We start from the raw sequence: 17,120 nt of genomic DNA, 5'->3' as shown, positions 1-17,120 counted from the left end.
GGGCAAAATTATTAGAAAAATTCACTTACTTACCATATTTTTCTGGGATTTATTCCATATCTCATTTATTCCAGCCCTTTTCTTTAAAACGAGCGATTGCTTCAATGCGGTTGCTGACGCCTAGCTTATCTAAAATCGTGGAAATATAGTTGCGCACTGTACCTGCGGATAAATAAAGCTCAGCCGCAATTTCCTTGGTGGTTTTGCCTTCTGCCACTAACTCTAACACTTGGCTTTCACGCTCTGTTAAAGGATTTTCACTATCATCCTCATAAACGAAGTCAACAAGCTCCGGTGCGTAAATTTTACGACCATCCATAATTGTGCGAATCGCATGTACAAGCTCCTCAATCGGGCTGTCCTTTAATAAATAGCCGCGCACTCCTGCTTTACGTGCACGTTCAAAATAACCAGGGCGAGCGAATGTTGTTAAAATGATAATTTTACATTCATGCTCTCGTAGCAATTCTGCTGCATCAAGCCCGGTTTTTACAGGCATTTCAATGTCCATAATACAAATATCAGGCTGTAGTTCAGTTACAAGCTTAATCGCCTCTTCACCGTTTTTCGCAAGACCTACTACTTCCATATCTTCCTCTAAGCTAAGCAAGGATTTCATCGCACCTAGTAACATTCCTTGATCCTCAGCAATGACTATTCGTATCATTTCGTCTCACTCCCTTTTTGATGCGTTATCGTAAGTGGTACGCGAATTGTTAACAGCGTTCCATTATCACTTACTAGCTCAACCGTTCCATTGATAAACTCCAATCGTTCCTGCATCCCTTTTAAGCCACTACCAGCAGCATGAAAGCGCTCTGGTAAACCAACTCCATTGTCCTTTATAACGATAACCACTTCATTATCTGTTTGAGCAATTGTAATATCACAGCGCGATGCCTTACTATGCTTGACAACATTTGTGACAGCCTCTTTCATCGCCATACTTACAACATTTTCAGACAAGACAGGCATTTGTAGCTCAAGCCCTTCATTGTGAAGAACAAACTCAATTTCAGCTGCCTTCAAAATTTGCTCAATACGATACAATTCTTCTTCGATTCTGACAGCTCGCATATCCGCAACAAGCTCCCTCACTTCCTTCAGTGCAATTGATGCCGTATGACGGATATCTTTAATTTCAACTATCGCCTGCTCAGGCTTCTTTTCCACAAGACGCATTGCTAAGTCACTTTTCAAACCAATCATTGATAGCTTTTGCCCAAGTGTATCGTGCAAATCTCGCGCAATACGCTGACGTTCCTCATGAATAATAAGCTCTGAAATACGCTCGCGAGCCGTTTCAAGCTCACCCTCTAAATTTTCCTGCTTATTGCGTGTATAAAGTGTAAATGGGAGTAGTACAACACCAATAACTGCTAAAATAATAAACGGTGTCTGTGCTAAAAACATATCTAAATAAATAAAATAGCCCGCTACTATGGATAGCACAGTAAAGCCAATATGTAAACCATACATAATATAAAACCCGACAGGTCGCCTTATATTACCGATAAAAAACGCGGTGAAAAGCGATAAATAAACATAGCCAAAGACCAATGTCATAATAACGTTAAGTACCATTTGAAAGCTGAGCCACATATACACTAACCCGCTCCTCGATTTAAAAGAAAAGCGATGAAATACGAAATAGAGCAATATTAAACAAGTGCCTAATAAAATATGCCAAATAGAAAAAGACCTAACGATAAAGAAAAATGGCATAATGCAAAATATAATCCATATATAAATACTTAACCATGGGCTTTTAGGAATAATGCTATACCAACTTTGCATAAGAACCTCCTTTCTCTGAAAATAAACTTCCTTGAATATGTATTATACCAAAGTGCTCTTCCATATAGTTGAAAAAGGTGTTTAAATCTAGATAAAGTGAAACTTCAATCAGTGAAAGCTCTCCCCACTGATTGTTAGTTGAATCATTCGTACTTTTACGGGCAGTTAATCTCCCACCTATGTCTTATGCGGACAAATGGTAAAGCTGCTCAGAAAGTATAGCCTTTCTGAACAGCCCCTTGGTAATTATGCCTGTATAGGTTTTTTATTGCGCAGTGCAATAAGTGCGTTTGCTTCCTTAAATGTTACAAACTTCTTGCTATCTGGGTCATATAATTTGTAACGGATTGATTCTAAGCTTGTTTTTAATGTAATCGTCGTTGCATGCTGCAACGGTTTTACATTTTCATGTGCAGCCTCTAAATGGTAGTTTGGAATACGTGGTGCTAAATGGTGCACGTGGTGGAAGCCAATATTCCCTGTAATCCATTGTAAAATTTTTGGGAGCTTATAGTACGAGCTTCCTTCTACAGCCGCCTTTACATAATCCCAGTCTTCCTCGAATTCGAAATAAGAATCCTCATACGTATGTTGGATATAGAATAACCAAATCCCTAAAGAACCTGCAATAAATAATGTCACACCATAAACAAGTAAAAATGCTGCCCAGCCAAATACGAATATTAAAGTCGCACAAATTGCAATTAACACAAGTGTTGTAATATGTGTATTTATGCGCTCTTTCTTCTTAGCATCGCTACGGTTGAAACGGTTTAATACTAAGACCATATAAAGTGGACCTAAGCCAAACATTACAATTGGATTGCGATATAAGCGGTAGCCAAAGCGACCTAGCTTCGATTTCTCCACATATTCTTCCACTGTTAGCATGTCAATATCACCGATTCCGCGCTTATCTAAATTTGAGCTTGTCGCATGGTGAATTGTATGCTCTCGCTTCCATTTTTCATATGGGAAAGATGTTAACACACCTGTAATAAAGCCTACTCGGTCATTTGCCTTTTTACTTTTGAAAAATGAGCCATGTGTACAATCATGGAAAATAATAAATGTACGTACAAGAAAGCCCGCTGCTATTGCGCTACATACTACGCTTAGCCAAGGTGAATATTGCATTACATAAAACGCAAGTGCCCATAATGCTATTAATGGAAATAAAGTATTGAATAGTTGTTGAATACTTTTTCTCATTTCTGATTTTGCAAACGGCGCTACTTCCTTGCGTAGCTGCTTTGTTTTTTCAGCATCTGTAAGTGCCAAGTGAACCCCTACCTTCGTTCGATTTATTAACTTTATATTAAACAATCGCTCCAAAGATAAGTAGACATAAATATCACAACTTTTTTATGACAAGTGTCATATGACCAGGTACTAATTGGTAATGGAATCATCTATAAGACGATGCGTTAGCCAACTGTTTTATGACAAATAAACATAGGAACACCTTTTCAGACATGTTCATTCACTAATTACTGCTGTTAATAAAACGCAAAAAACGCCGGCAACCGCACGGCATTTTTTGCGCCCTCTCTTAGACATTGAAATAGCGAGCATCTGGATGTGCAAAAACGATTGCAGATACGCTTGCTTCAGGTTCCATCATGAAGCCATCTGTTAGCTGCACACCAATTTCTTCTGGCTTTAACAAACCGAAGAGCTTTTCTTGGTCCTCTAAATTTGGACAAGCGGGATAGCCGAAGCTAAAGCGCTGCCCTTGATATTTTGCAGCGAAACGGTCGCGCATTGTAAAGTCTGTTGCATCTGGGAAGCCCCATTGGTCGCGAATTTCTTGGTGAATACGTTCTGCAAAGCCTTCTGCAAGCTCAAGTGCTGTTGCTTGTAGTGCGTGACTTTCTAAGAAACGCCCTTGCTCCTTTAGCTCGCGTGCCTTATCACTTACGCCGTAACCAGCCGTGACAACCATTAATGCGATATAGTCCATTTCACCACTATCAACTGTTTTCAAGAAATCAGCTAAACATAAATATGGCTCTACTTGCTGGCGCGGAAAAGTGAAGCGCTCAATTTCAGTTTTCGCATCCTCTGGACTATAAATAACTACATCATCTCCATCTGCTTGAGCAGGGAAAAACTGATACATCCCCGATGGCTGGAAAGTATCACTTTGTAAATAGCCTGTTACAAGCTCATGTAACTCAACTGCACGGCTATCACCTTCAGCTAAAAATTTGTCGACATTGCCCTTTAAGCCAAGATGATGTCCTATCAATGTACGCAAATTTACGTAAGGCTGTAGATGTGCGACAGAATAATTACGCTTAATGCGACGCGTCAAGTCCTTTGGTACAAATACGGACGCATCCTCCACCGTGCGTACAAACTTCTTCGGTAGCTCTGGCTTTGGCTTAGCAGCGCGCTTTTCATCTGCCTCCATACGCTTATCACGCGCATCGCGAATTTCCTCTAAAAGCCCTTTGCGCTCCTCTTTATTCATTAATCGATTGGCAAAGTCTAAGCCCTGCATTGCATCCTTTGAATAAATAACAGGTCCGTCATATTCTGCGGCAATTTTCGTTTCAGTAAAGCGACGTGATAATGCAGCACCACCTACTAAAATTGGTATATCAATGCCAGCTCCTTTGAAGTCCTGTGCAGTTAATACCATTTGCTGAGCAGATTTTACAAGTAAGCCTGATAAACCAACAAAATCTGGCTGCTCTTTGCGAATTGCTTCAATTAATTCAGATGGTGTCACTTTAATCCCTAGGTCAACTACTTTATAGCCATTATTGCTTAAAATAATATCAACGAGGTTTTTCCCGATATCATGCACATCACCTTTTACCGTTGCTAAAACTAATTTCCCTTTGCTTGCAGATTCATCGTTCTTTTCCATGAATTGCTCTAAATGGGCAACCGCAGCCTTCATCACCCCTGCTGATTGCAGTACCTCTGCTACAATTAATTGGTTATCATTAAAGAGGCGACCTACTTCTGCCATGCCGTCCATTAAAGGTCCATTAATAATATCTAATGGTGTTTCGAAAATTTCCATTGCGGCATCTAAATCAGCAATTAAGCCTTCCTTCGTACCCTCTAAAATATAATAAGCTAAGCGACCTTCCACTGTTTTTGGAATATCTGCCTCTGTTTTTTCCTTTTTCTTATCGCGATAAAAATCAGTAAAGACCGCAAGTGTTTCATCATTCGTATTGAAAATTAAATCATTCGCTAGCTTAATTTCATTTTCAGGAATTGATGCATATCGCTCCAGTTTTTCAGTGTTAACAATTGCATAATCAAGACCAGCCTGCGTACAGTGATATAAATAAACTGCATTTAATACTTCACGTCCAACAGGAGGTAAACCAAAGGAAACATTACTTACCCCTAGCACTGTTAAGACGCCTGGTAATTTTTCTTTAATCAGACGAATACCCTCAATCGTTTCCTCAGCGGCTCCGATATACTGCTCGTCTCCTGTACCAACAGGGAACATTAATGGATCAAAAATAATATCCTCTGGTGAAAGGCCCCACTTTTCAGTTAACAGCTTATAAGAGCGCACCGCCACTTCCAATTTACGCTCACGTGTTACAGCCATTCCTCGCTCATCAATAGTACCGACTACGAGGGAAGCCCCATATTTTTTCACAAGCGGCATTACTGCATCAAAGCGTTCTTCTCCATCCTCTAAGTTAATGGAGTTGATAATCGCTTTCCCTTGCGAAAACTTCAGCGCTTCCTCCATTACCTTCTCATCTGTCGAGTCAATTACAAGAGGCACTTTTATTTTCTTCACTACCTCTTGCATAAAGTCACGCATATCCGCTACCTCATCACGGTCAGGGTTGGCCAAGCAAATATCAATTACATGCGCCCCGCTTTTTACTTGTGCACGTGCAATTTCTGCGGCCTCCTCAAATTTCCCATCAATGATTAAATTTTTAAATTTACGTGAACCAATAACGTTTGTACGCTCGCCGATAAATAATGGACGCATTGACTCGTCGTATTGCAATGGCTCAATGCCTGACACAGCATGTCCTCCAATAGATTGCTGAGGCTGACGTGGTGGGTGACCATCTACCGCCTCGCGAATTGCTGCGATATGTGCAGGTGTCGTACCACAGCAACCACCGACAATATTTAACCAGCCCTTCTCCGCAAAGCCTTGCAGCTTTTTCGATAATGATTCAGGTGTTTCATGATAGCAGCCATTTTCATCAGGCAAGCCTGCATTCGGATAACAGCTTACATAGCTTGTGCTTAACTCTGATAATGAGCGAATATGGTCTGTCATAAACTCTGGCCCTGTTGCGCAATTCAGACCAACTGATAATGGCTTCACATGCTCAATTGAAATATAAAAAGCTTCAATTGATTGTCCTGCAAGCGTTGTACCCATCGGCTCAATTGTTCCAGAAATCATAATCGGGAGCTCTTTTTGAAGTTCCTTAAACGCGCGATTTATACCGATTGTTGCGGCCTTTACGTTGAGCATATCTTGGCTCGTTTCTAATAAAATTAAATCTGCTCCTGCTTCGATAAGTGCATGTGCCTGTACATAAAAATTTTCTTCTAGCTCATCGAAGGTAATACCACCTGTAACCGATAATGTTTTCGTCGTTGGGCCGATTGCACCTGCTACGAAGCGTGGCCACTCAGGTGTAGAAAGTTTTTCTGCTTCCTCTTTGGCAATTTCCACAGCACGTTTATTAATTTCAGTTGCCTTATGCCCTAAATCATATTCATTTAATACGAGGGGCGTACCACCAAATGTATTCGTACTAATGATATCTGCCCCTGCTTCTAAATAAGCACGGTGTATTTTGTGCAAAACATCCGGACGTGTTAGAACAAGATTTTCGTTACAGCCATCTAACTCCTCGCCCCCAAAATCATCATATGTTAAATTTTCATTTTGCAGCATTGTGCCCATTGCACCATCAATTATTAAAATGCGCTTTGCTAATTGTTCCTCAATCGGATGATTAAACATTTGTTTTAACTCCTTTTTGTGCATCTACTTGTTTCACATAATCCATTAATTGTAGTGTCATATCATAGCGTAAAAACGGTGTAATTAAGTAAATACCGTTGAAGTATTCACAGGCTGTATCAAGTAATTCCTGCGCAATCGCCACACCTTCAGCGGTTGCTCTCGCCTTATCATCACCGCAAGCTTCCATACGCGCTAGCGCTTCATCAGATAATTTAATACCTGGTACCTCATGATGTAAAAACTCCGCACTCTTAAAGCTCGTTAATGGCATAATACCAATATAAATTGGCGCTTCTAAATGCTTTGTCGCCTCGTATATTTCAATAATTTTTTCCTTCGTGTAAACAGGCTGTGAAATAAAGTAATCCGCCCCATGCTCGATTTTTTTCTCTAAACGGCTTACCGCACGGTCCAACACCCGCACATTCGGATTAAAAGCTGCCGCGACAGAAAAATTAGCCTGTTTACGCAATGGCTTCCCTGAGAAAGAAATTCCTTCGTTTAACTGTTTAATCAACGAAATTAGCTCCATTGATGATACGTCATAAACGCTTGTTGCCCCGGGGAAATCCCCAACTTTTGTCGGGTCACCTGTCACCGCTAAAATATCGTGCAAGCCAAGTGCATCTAAGCCCATCAAATGCGATTGTAGCCCGATTAAATTGCGGTCACGACATGTCAAATGGGGCAAAGCACGAACCCCGTGCTGCAATTTTAAAATAGAGGCCATCGCAATATTGCTAATACGCGGTGAAGCAAGGGAATTATCGGCCATCATCACTACATCTGCCCCAGCTTCATAGAGCTCCTTTGCCCCCTTAACAAAACCATCAATTTCTAAATGACGTGGCGTATCCAATTCAACAATAACCGAACGTTCGCGCTTTACTTTTATATGTAAAGGCTCCTCGACAGGCGGCTCTGGCACACGCACAAACTCTATACTAACAGGTTTTATTTCTTTTTCAGTCAAAGGTGTGACACCTGCTAAACGCTTCTTCACTGCCTCCACATGCTTTGGCGTCGTACCACAGCAACCACCAATTAATCGAACACCTTGACCAACTAACTCTACAGCCGCACGTGCAAAATAATCTGCCTCCGACTCATACACAACGCGCCCATCCTCTACATCTAGTAGAGAAGCATTTGGATAAGCAGAAAGAAAGGCGTGCTCTGGCAATTGCACTGTTTCCATCGCTTGAATGGAGTGATACGGTCCTAAGCGACAGTTCATACCGACAACATCTGCTCCAAGTGCATCAAGCTGTGTCAACGCATCATTCAAACGCATTCCGTTTTGTAGGATACCCGGCTCATGCATCGATAATTGGGCAATAAGCACTTTATCAGTTAATTGGCGTAGCATATTAACAGTCGCTGCTAATTCCTCAAAGTCATAGTACGTTTCAAGCAGCAATCCATCTACCCCACCTGCTAACAAACTTTGCGCTTGCTCTTGAACCGCCACTAAAATCTCCTCTAATGTCGCGTCACTTTTTCGAATACCGCGCACACCACCAATCGTACCAAGCACAAATTGCTCACCTGCACCAACAGCCGCCTTCGCTAGCTTCACGGCTGCCTCATTAAATTCCTGCACTCGGTCCTCATAGCCATAACGCGCTAATTTAATAGCGTTTGCCCCGTACGTATTCGTTTGAATAACATCTGCTCCAGCAGCAATATATTCACTATGAATCTTTTCTACAATTTCAGGTCTTGTAATATTCATTTCCTCATGACAATAATCCAATCCATATGAATAAAGCAGCGTACCAATTGCACCGTCCGCCGTTAATACTCTAGTTTGTAATGCTTCACGTAGCCCCATTTTATATCCTCACTTTCCTAATTTCACCTTGATTCTAGATTTTCATCTACTCAAGGCTATAGTTTTGTATATTTGCAAAAATCAAAAAAGCCTTCTCTAAATGTATATTTAAAGAAGGCTCTACTTGTTCACGTCGTTCCTTCTCATCTGTCGGTATAACACCTGCTGGATTTAGCACCTGACATCATTGTTGGTTGCTGAAGCTTCATTGGGCCAGTCCCTCTGCTTCTCTCGATAAGAAATTTTGAATATTTATTAAATTCTTATTGTTCATTATAGAGTAGTGTATCGCATTTGAGAAGTGTTTTTTACGAAACATACGAAATATCCTACTATATCGCTATCTATTCTTGCTTATTCTAGCAATTACCTTCGCTGCTGTATGGCGTCCGTTTTGAATACATGCGCCGATACCTACACCATAATAAGAGCAGCCTGCAAGCAGCATGTTTGGGTAATGTTCTGCCATTTCCTTCTCTACCGCTTTTAGGGCATCTCGATGTGCAAGGTCATAGCGTGGCATTTTATCAATCCATTTTGTAATATTTACTACGCTCGGCTTGTCATCAATATTTAAGCTCAGCTTAATATCCTGTAGGGCAATTTCCGTTAGTTGCTCATCTGACATAGTTGCAAGCTCCTCATAGCGGGGATTGCTATCTTTATAAAATAAACGTACTAGTAAATTGCCGTTCTCTGATGTATGTGCCCATTTACGACTCGTCCAAGTAGAGGCATTACATTGCAAGTCGCTATTATGCGAAACAATAAAGCCCGTTCCATCCGCAGGTAAAACAGAGTCTGACACATTAAATCCAGCATAGAGTGTAAGAGCAGAGCCATTTGTAAATTGTTTTAAATGATATGTCAACTGCTCATTTGTTAACAATTGCCTCACTGTTTCATTCGGTACTGCTAAAACAGCTATATCCGCAGCAATCATTTGTCCAGTATCTAGCATAATTTTATAATGCCCGTCATGCCTCGCAACCGATGTCACTGCTACCCCTTTCATAAACTCCACCTGTGGTAAGCTTTCTTCTATGCGATAAATAAAAGCTGACATCCCCCGTTGGAACGAAATAAACTTTTTATCTGCTGCTTTTTCAAATTGTTCGCGATGCGCTTTAAAGCCAGCCATAATACTACCGTAATTATTTTTATAATCTACTAAATAAGGCAAGGTCGAGGCAATTGACAATTCATATAAATTACCTGAATAAACCCCTGCTAAGACGGGCGCAATTTGCTTTTTAACGATGCCTTCACCTAAAAAATATTCCAAAAACTCACCAATAGAGCTATCCTTTGTAAAACGGTCATTTGCAATCTCCGCATCCTGTAAAACGCGCTGTTTTTCATCATCTGTCAATAATGTACTAGCCATTAAAGACTCCTCGCTCATCGGAATACCAAATGTAGAGCCCGCTGGAATAGCATGTAACTCATTATTTGTATGAATATATGAGATTCCTGTCGCATTATAAACAAGCTCATCCTCAAACTGCACTTCACGTACTAAATCAAGCACTCCCGGATGGCGTGCCACAATTGAATCCGCACCTGTTTCCATAATGAACTCATCGATTTGCTGAGAGCGAATTTTTCCACCTAATTCCTGATTTCCTTCTATAAGAACAAGCCTTGCATCGATATTTTGCTCCTGTACCTGTCGTGCCAAGTAATGCATTGTAGAAAGCCCTGTAATACCGCCACCAATAACTACAATCGTTTTCATTGTTGTCTCTCCTTGCTAAACGTCAATTTCTCTTATTTTTAGTATAGCTGTTTTTACGTTAAATTTCAGATTCGTTCTGTGACAAAAATGATAAGTTTAGCCGAAAAGCTATAATTCACCCGACTAGCCAATATTTGCGCCCGTAAACTATAAAAATTCACAAGATTCGTTGCTGATTTTGCCTGCAAATATGCTTGATTTGCCCATAAATTTTCCCAATGTAGCTAAGCAAAAAAGCCGATTCGTCACACAAATTGTGGAACAAATCGACCTTTTAACAATAATTAACTTTTATACAAGCTCTTTCGCAACTGTTGCTAGCGAATCGACGGAGTGTGAGACCTCATTAAATGCAGCTCCTAAATCATCGATGACTTGTCCAATAGTATGGACTTCTCGTCCTACTAGACTATTTTTTTGCTGTTGCTCTTCCATTGCTACTAAAATTTGTGTAAATCTCTGCGCAGTTTCTGACAGACTTTGCTCGCCTAAAGCAACTGCGGATTGAATGCGCTGCATAGATGACAAAAGCTTTTCCGTCTGAATATTAGAGCTTTGTAAAAGAGTCGCAACATTCTTAGTAGATAGCTTCGTTTGCTCCGACAAATTTCGCACTTCGCCTGCTACAACGCTAAAGCCTTTTCCCGCCTCACCTGCACGTGCAGCCTCTATTGCAGCGTTTAAAGAAAGCAAATTAGTTTGATCTGCTATGCTAGTTACAATCGCTATGATGCCTTCCATTTCCCTAGAAATCGTGACTAACTCATGAATATCTAGCGCAATTTCATCGACGGATTGAATAATTTTCTCCATTTGCTGCAGTGACCGGTTAATTTGATCATTCCCATCATTAGCACAACTCGTTGCATTACTAGATATTTGCAATGCTTGCTCAGCATAATTCACAACCCCCTCAGATTGCTCATGTAGCTGGCTAACAGCAGCCGAAGTTTGATCTGCAACAGCTACCAAATTTTCTGTAGCCTCTACAATTTGGCAGCTTATATATTCTTTTTGCTCCTCATGTTTAATCTTAGTTTGCTGAACTACGTTTTCAAACTCCTCTAACACAATTTGCTGTTCAAAATTTAATATTTTTGAAACTGCCCGCAATGTAGCAAATTGGTCTTTTGGATGTTCAACCTCTTGTTCTACAATTTCCATTAAATTAATAAATAAGTTTTGAAATGCGCCTATATAGTACTTTGTCGGCAAACCGATATGCACATGTACCTGTGCAATTCGTTGACGCTTTAAAAAAAATTGCTCATCAATTTGACCGCTAAACATCTCGCGAATATGTTTTTTCAACGTCTTTTTTAATCTTTCTACAGAACTATTATCATCAATAATTTTTGTTAAGCTTGGCTCCATACCGATGGCATCGTAAAAATAATCAACAATGGCCTCAATATTTTCCTCCACATATGGCTGAAACGCTTTTAAAAACTTCAAATCATCGTCTGTCATTTGCAGCATTTTTATTTGCTTTGCGATTTTAGAACCTTGGTCTATACGCATTTCAACAGCAAAATGATTGAGATGCATACGTTCATTCTTCTCTTTTTTTCTCAAGAACATAGCAACACCTACTTCTATTATTGTTTTTTATCGATTTCCTCTCTTAATGTGTGAATTTCCACTTGTAAAGCTTTTGAACGCTTATCGAAATAATAGATTCTATCTGCTGCGCGATTTAGGCCTGTATACTCGACTGCTGTCATTTTTACTACATCCTCACAAAATAAACGTAAAGTGCGAATACCCGCCTCCATTTTTCGCACCTCTTTACCGAATGTAATAATACCGTCAGTTGATGCTTGGTCTTTTTTAAGCTGACGTTTATGTGTGAAAATCATTTGATCTAAATGATGAAAGCGTTGCTGTTGCCTTTCCTGCATTTGTTGAAGCGTGACGTTATGTTGCTGTTGATCTTTACTATAAATACTATGTTCAGGTACCCTTAGCTGCTCCATAATTGTACACAGTGCTGTAATATCCTCCTGCTGCTCCAATAAAACTCTTTGTAAATCACGTGTTTCCTGATTCCCTACATCTTGTATTGAAAGTTGCTCGCTCATATTATCACATCCAGACTGTCTTAATTTCATTTATTTAAAGTATAATAATACAGTACTTTAGACAGGGAGCAGAAGTTTGCACTTACTTGAATTAACTATGCCCAAACATGCTTTTATAATCTATTTCACGTTAAATCGATTTTTTAAACATTTTACCTACTATGTTTATTTACAATAATTTTTTAGTATATTATACCCCTTATCAAAAAACTAACCAAGAGTTCTATAGTATCTATATATAAATATTTAAAAAGGACTTTTGAATTACCAAACAGGTAATGTTGACTATTTCACTTTTGCTGCTTGATGCCATCTTCGTGCCTCTTGTTCATTGCGTGCAACAATTATACCACTTTCGTAATGCTGAGCTAGCTGTAACTTCGCCTCTGTATCACCGAGTAGTGCTGCTTGCTTAAAATAATGAATTGCTTTTACTCCATCTTGCATGCCGAACTGTGGCTCCGCAAAAATATAGCCCAAATTAAACAATGCATCGATATGATGTACTGTAGCTGCCTTTAAAAAAAATGCAATAGCCTTTTGTAAATTGTACTGCTGTCCTAGCGAACCTTCTAAATAAACCATACCAACACGGTACTGGGCCTCTACATATCCACCGTTTGCGGAGCTTAAATAATAATGGAATGCACGTTCTTCGTTTATTTTCGTTGCTAAGCCCTGCTCATGCATTATGCCTAACGTAAACATTGCCTCCACTACACCCGCCTCAGCTGCCTTCCTAAACCAGTAGAAAGCCAATTGTTCGTCTACTTCTACACCTTCCCCATTCAAATACATATCCGCCAAGTTATTGGCGGCATCAGCATGATTTTGCAACGCTGCTTTTTTATAATAATTCAATGCTTTATGCTCGTTTTCCTCTACGCCAAGCCCTTCAAAATAATAATTGGCAAGCTCATATTGTGCCTCTGCCTCATCTTCTATTTGCTGTAGCCATAATACTTTCTCTTTGTGCCAGCCATTGTCTCCATAAAGCTGCACTAGTTTATAAATGGCTTCCCGCTCACCGCGCTTTGCCATCTCTAATTGCTTAAACCAAAAAGCTTGCTCATCTTTAGGTAGTTTGGTAATTAATTTCTCTTGCTGAAACAAATTGGTCACCTCATTTGCCTTGTTGCTCGTGTAATAATGATTCAATTAAAAAATTTTTAAAATCATTTGCCGCTGGTGAAAGATAGCGACTTTTCACCCATGAAAGCCCTATTTTTCGATAACATGCTGGTTCACTTACTCGTATTTTCTTTACATTAAATTGGTCAAGTCCCTTCACATTTGGAATTAATGAGACACCAAGCCCTGAGCCAACAAATCCTGCAACAGTATGCATTTCTTCAGCAGAGAAAGTTGTATTTGTAGTAGTTCCAACCGATTGAAATAATGTATCGACCATTTGTCTTAGCGAATTCCCTCGTTTAATTGAAATAAATGGGTCGTCTTTAATTTCAATTAACTTTATAAAGTCCCGCTCTGCTAAAGGATGATTTTCTGGCACAATAACAAAAAGCTCCTCGGTCCAAAGCTCTACCCAATCAATTTCTAAAAGTTTCGATTCAATTTTTTGCGATAAGCATAAATCAATATCCCCATCCTCTAAAAGCTTTAATAAACGTAGCGATGCTGATTGTGTTAAGGTAAATTGCATATTCGGATATTTTTTTGAGGTTTGCGCCATAAGCTCTGGTACAACCTCCATACCAAGCGTATGTATAAAGCCAAAGGACACCTCTCCAAAGCCCGGTTTCGTAATTTCAGCAAACTCCTGCATTACTTTACTATGCTCAGCTAAAATAATATCTACGCTTTCTAAAAATAATACCCCATAACGATTTAAAAAAATTGAGCGACCTTGTCGGTCAAACAAAGGGACGCCTAATTCTTGTTCTATATTAGCAATCGACTTGCTTAAGGCAGGCTGGGAAATACTCAGTTTCTCTGCGGCCTGCGTCATATGCTGCAATGTTGCAACTATTTTAAAATAATATAATTGTTGAATTTCCATTTTAACCCTCCTATTGATAACCAAATGGAATCAAAATGATAGAAATAATAAATTGTATTTATATTTTTTCACTACTATAATAAGCTGTAATAACAGCATCGTATAACAAAAAATAAATAAAATTACAAGAATTAAAATACATTTTTCTTAAAATTGTCATATTCTAATCTACAAAGGAGAACTTATTATGAAAATTGTTGCCCCAAAGCCTTTCACAATTGAAGCAGGTAAACGTGCAGTACTATTATTACATGGTTTTACAGGTAATACGAATGATGTAAAACGTCTTGGTCGTTATTTATCAGACCGCAACTATACAGTACATGCACCATTATATAAAGGACATGGCAGTGACCCAACAACATTAATTCAAACAAGCCCGAAAGAATGGTGGGATAGCGTAATTGAGGGCTATGACACATTGCGCAATCTTGGCTATGAGGAAATTGCTGTAGCAGGTGTTTCGCTTGGTGGTATTTTCTCATTAAAGCTTGGTGCAGAGCGCCCAACAAAGGCAATTGTTGCAATGAGTGCACCAGCCATTGCCAAAAGCACAGATAGCCTGCAAAATCGCGTAATTGAATATACGATTAATTATAAGAAATTATCGGGTACATTTGATGAAGCAATTGATAATCGCTCAAGCATTGCAAATGCAGTTAAAATGCCATCTCTTAAATATTTACAAGGCATGATTAACGACACAAGTGCAAAACTTGAAAGCATTCAAACACCTGTCCATATTTTACGCGGCTTACAGGATGATGAATATTATTGTGAAAGCGCAGACCTAATTTATAGCTCTGTCAAATCGCGTATTAAATCAGTCAAAACATTTGTCAACTCTGGACATATTTTAACATTAGGTCAAGAGCGCGAACTCGTTTTTGAAGAAGTATATCGCTTCTTTGAAGGATTGAAATGGCAAGGATAGCTTATAGTTTAGCTGTACCTACTTTTAAGAAATCGTTTATATAGCAATTCGGGCTGAGCCTCTTGCGGGACAGCCCTCCTCCCTTTTCCTGAATAAATACGGAGGGGCTGTCGGGATAAACAGGTGTCAACCTACTCTCCCTACAGCCCCTTTAATCACTCAAACAAAGTTGCAAAAACAAACTCTGTAATTATTTTCGCTGCTTGTGCACGCGTTAAATCATTCTTTGGCGCAAACATGCCATCACTAACACCTTGTGTAATTTCCATGTCGTACAACAATGTAATTGCTTTTTGTGTTTCACTATCGTAGCTCACAATATCTTTAAATGGTGCTATTTTTTCTGGCTCATATGTTTCTTCAAATATATATTCATATAGACGCGCAATAATAAGTGCCATTTGTGCACGTGTTATTTTTTCTTCTGGCTTTAAGTAATTGCCATTCCCCTTCATAATGCCCGCTTCGTACACTACGGCAATTTCCTGCTGCGTTTTTTCCGCATAGCTAGAAATATCTTTGAAAGGTGCAGCTTCCGTCGCCTCTGTATTAATAATGCGTGCAATAATAGATGCTATATGCACACGCTTCAACGCTTGGTCTGGCTTAAATGAGCCATCCTCATAGCCATTCATTAAGCCTGTTGTTGCAACAAAAGAAGCATATTCCTCTGCCCAATGTCCCTCCGTATCAGTAAAGGTTACATATTCAAACTCTTCAAAATCATCCTCATAGGCAAATAAAGAATAATAAATTTCAGTTAAAAATAAATCTGCCACTAATTGATAGCCTGCTTCGCTTAAATGAATATTTTGCGGATTTGGCAAATATGTTTTAAAATCACCCGCAATATAGTCAGCTGTATTCACAAAAATAGCTAATTCATTATAAGACACATCTTGAATTGTTTTATTAATTGCTGATACAAGTGTATCTAATTGAATTTGTAAGCTTTCATCTAAATAAGGGAATGGATTATAGTAGCCCATAATAAATACAGTTGCCTCAGGATTAATTGCTGCAATTTCCTTTAAAATGGCTTCATAGTTTTTTCCCATTTGCTGAATTCCTTCAAAAACACTTTGCAAGTCAAACGCTAATGTTTCCTTATCAAAATGCTTTAGTATATCATTTGCGCCTGCGCTAATTGTAATCACTTCTGCATTCGCAATAGCATCTCGTATTGCAAGCGAGTCACTTTGTGGCCCATCTACATTATAAATAGGCTTAGTAACATTGTTTTTAATATCGTTTAATACATCCTCTGTCGTATAACCAGGATAGGCAAATCCTTTATTATATGAGCTTAAATTATACTCCTCTGTCATACTGTATGCCAGAAAATCTGCATAACTAAGCCCAAGCTCACCTGTTTCTTGAATACCAGCTGCAAGTGAATCACCTAATGCTAAATAATCAAAGCTTTCTGCTTCTTGCGCACTTACAGATATCGGTAAAGCCAATTGTAGTACTAAAAATAAAATAGCAACTAGTTTAAATGCCTTCATTTCCATAATCTCCCCTTTATTCATAATCACAAACGTAAGTTTTAACAGCTTGACCACGTTTTTACTAGTATACAATATTCATTATATTTGAACACTAGGGATGTCCGAAAAGGTCACCTTATTTTTGATATAATGTTTTGTCTATTCTTTTTAAATTCAAAGGAAGTTGCTAGATTCAGTGTTTTCACTCTTTTAACAAAACATCACTAAAACGTCCGAAA

12 protein-coding genes and 1 riboswitch are annotated in these 17,120 nt (G+C 39.1%); of the genes, 1 reads left to right on the top strand and 11 read right to left on the bottom strand.

What is annotated here, in order from left to right; all coding sequences use genetic code 11:
• Positions 1–61: 61 nt before the first annotated feature.
• From MHH70_RS14400 to MHH70_RS14355, 10 genes are all read right to left on the bottom strand, one after another.
• Positions 62–667: a response regulator transcription factor gene (locus MHH70_RS14400; RefSeq protein ID WP_066165783.1), complete on the bottom strand. Its 606-nt coding sequence runs from the start codon at positions 665–667 to the stop codon at positions 62–64.
• Entirely contained in the window at positions 664–1,797 is a 1,134-nt protein-coding gene (locus MHH70_RS14395; RefSeq protein ID WP_342471806.1) for a sensor histidine kinase, read from the bottom strand. The genes MHH70_RS14400 and MHH70_RS14395 overlap by 4 nt, the downstream gene beginning before the upstream one ends.
• 246 nt (positions 1,798–2,043) lie before the next feature.
• A complete protein-coding gene (locus MHH70_RS14390; RefSeq protein WP_342473212.1) occupies positions 2,044–3,009 on the bottom strand; it encodes a fatty acid desaturase in 966 nt (321 codons plus the stop codon).
• Positions 3,010–3,349: 340 nt separating this feature from the next.
• Entirely contained in the window at positions 3,350–6,781 is a 3,432-nt protein-coding gene (gene metH / locus MHH70_RS14385; RefSeq protein ID WP_107943738.1) for a methionine synthase, read from the bottom strand.
• On the bottom strand, positions 6,774–8,618 hold the full coding sequence (locus tag MHH70_RS14380) for a bifunctional homocysteine S-methyltransferase/methylenetetrahydrofolate reductase (RefSeq protein ID WP_342471805.1): 1,845 nt from the start codon (positions 8,616–8,618) through the stop codon (positions 6,774–6,776). The genes metH and MHH70_RS14380 overlap by 8 nt, the downstream gene beginning before the upstream one ends.
• 140 nt (positions 8,619–8,758) lie before the next feature.
• Positions 8,759–8,859: riboswitch (SAM riboswitch) on the bottom strand.
• A 99-nt stretch (positions 8,860–8,958) separates the two neighbouring features.
• Positions 8,959–10,356, bottom strand: coding sequence for a protoporphyrinogen oxidase (gene hemG, locus MHH70_RS14375; RefSeq protein ID WP_342471804.1), 1,398 nt, complete (start codon positions 10,354–10,356; stop codon positions 8,959–8,961).
• A 291-nt stretch (positions 10,357–10,647) separates the two neighbouring features.
• On the bottom strand, positions 10,648–11,937 hold the full coding sequence (locus MHH70_RS14370) for a globin-coupled sensor protein (protein ID WP_066165770.1): 1,290 nt from the start codon (positions 11,935–11,937) through the stop codon (positions 10,648–10,650).
• A gap of 17 nt (positions 11,938–11,954) precedes the next feature.
• Positions 11,955–12,437 (bottom strand): hypothetical protein, encoded by a 483-nt coding sequence (locus MHH70_RS14365; RefSeq protein ID WP_066165767.1) that lies wholly within the window; start codon positions 12,435–12,437, stop codon positions 11,955–11,957.
• A gap of 285 nt (positions 12,438–12,722) precedes the next feature.
• Positions 12,723–13,550 carry a tetratricopeptide repeat protein gene (locus MHH70_RS14360; RefSeq protein WP_066165765.1) on the bottom strand — a complete coding sequence of 276 codons (828 nt, stop codon included), beginning with the start codon at positions 13,548–13,550 and terminating at the stop codon, positions 12,723–12,725.
• A gap of 10 nt (positions 13,551–13,560) precedes the next feature.
• On the bottom strand, positions 13,561–14,457 hold the full coding sequence (locus MHH70_RS14355) for a LysR family transcriptional regulator (protein WP_066165762.1): 897 nt from the start codon (positions 14,455–14,457) through the stop codon (positions 13,561–13,563).
• A gap of 187 nt (positions 14,458–14,644) precedes the next feature.
• Here MHH70_RS14355 and MHH70_RS14350 point away from each other — a divergent pair, with 187 nt between their 5' ends.
• Positions 14,645–15,391, top strand: coding sequence for an alpha/beta fold hydrolase (locus MHH70_RS14350; RefSeq protein WP_066165759.1), 747 nt, complete (start codon positions 14,645–14,647; stop codon positions 15,389–15,391).
• Positions 15,392–15,546: 155 nt separating this feature from the next.
• Here the strand turns inward: MHH70_RS14350 and MHH70_RS14345 are convergent, their stop codons facing one another.
• The gene (locus MHH70_RS14345) at positions 15,547–16,899 is read right to left on the bottom strand and encodes an S-layer homology domain-containing protein (RefSeq protein ID WP_066165859.1); all 1,353 of its coding nucleotides are present in this window, start codon (positions 16,897–16,899) and stop codon (positions 15,547–15,549) included.
• Positions 16,900–17,120 lie beyond the last annotated feature (221 nt).

It is taken from the genome of Metasolibacillus sp. FSL H7-0170 (genome assembly GCF_038593115.1).
Lineage (GTDB): Bacteria > Bacillota > Bacilli > Bacillales_A > Planococcaceae > Metasolibacillus > Metasolibacillus fluoroglycofenilyticus.
This window is presented reverse-complemented; position numbering and strand designations above follow the sequence as displayed.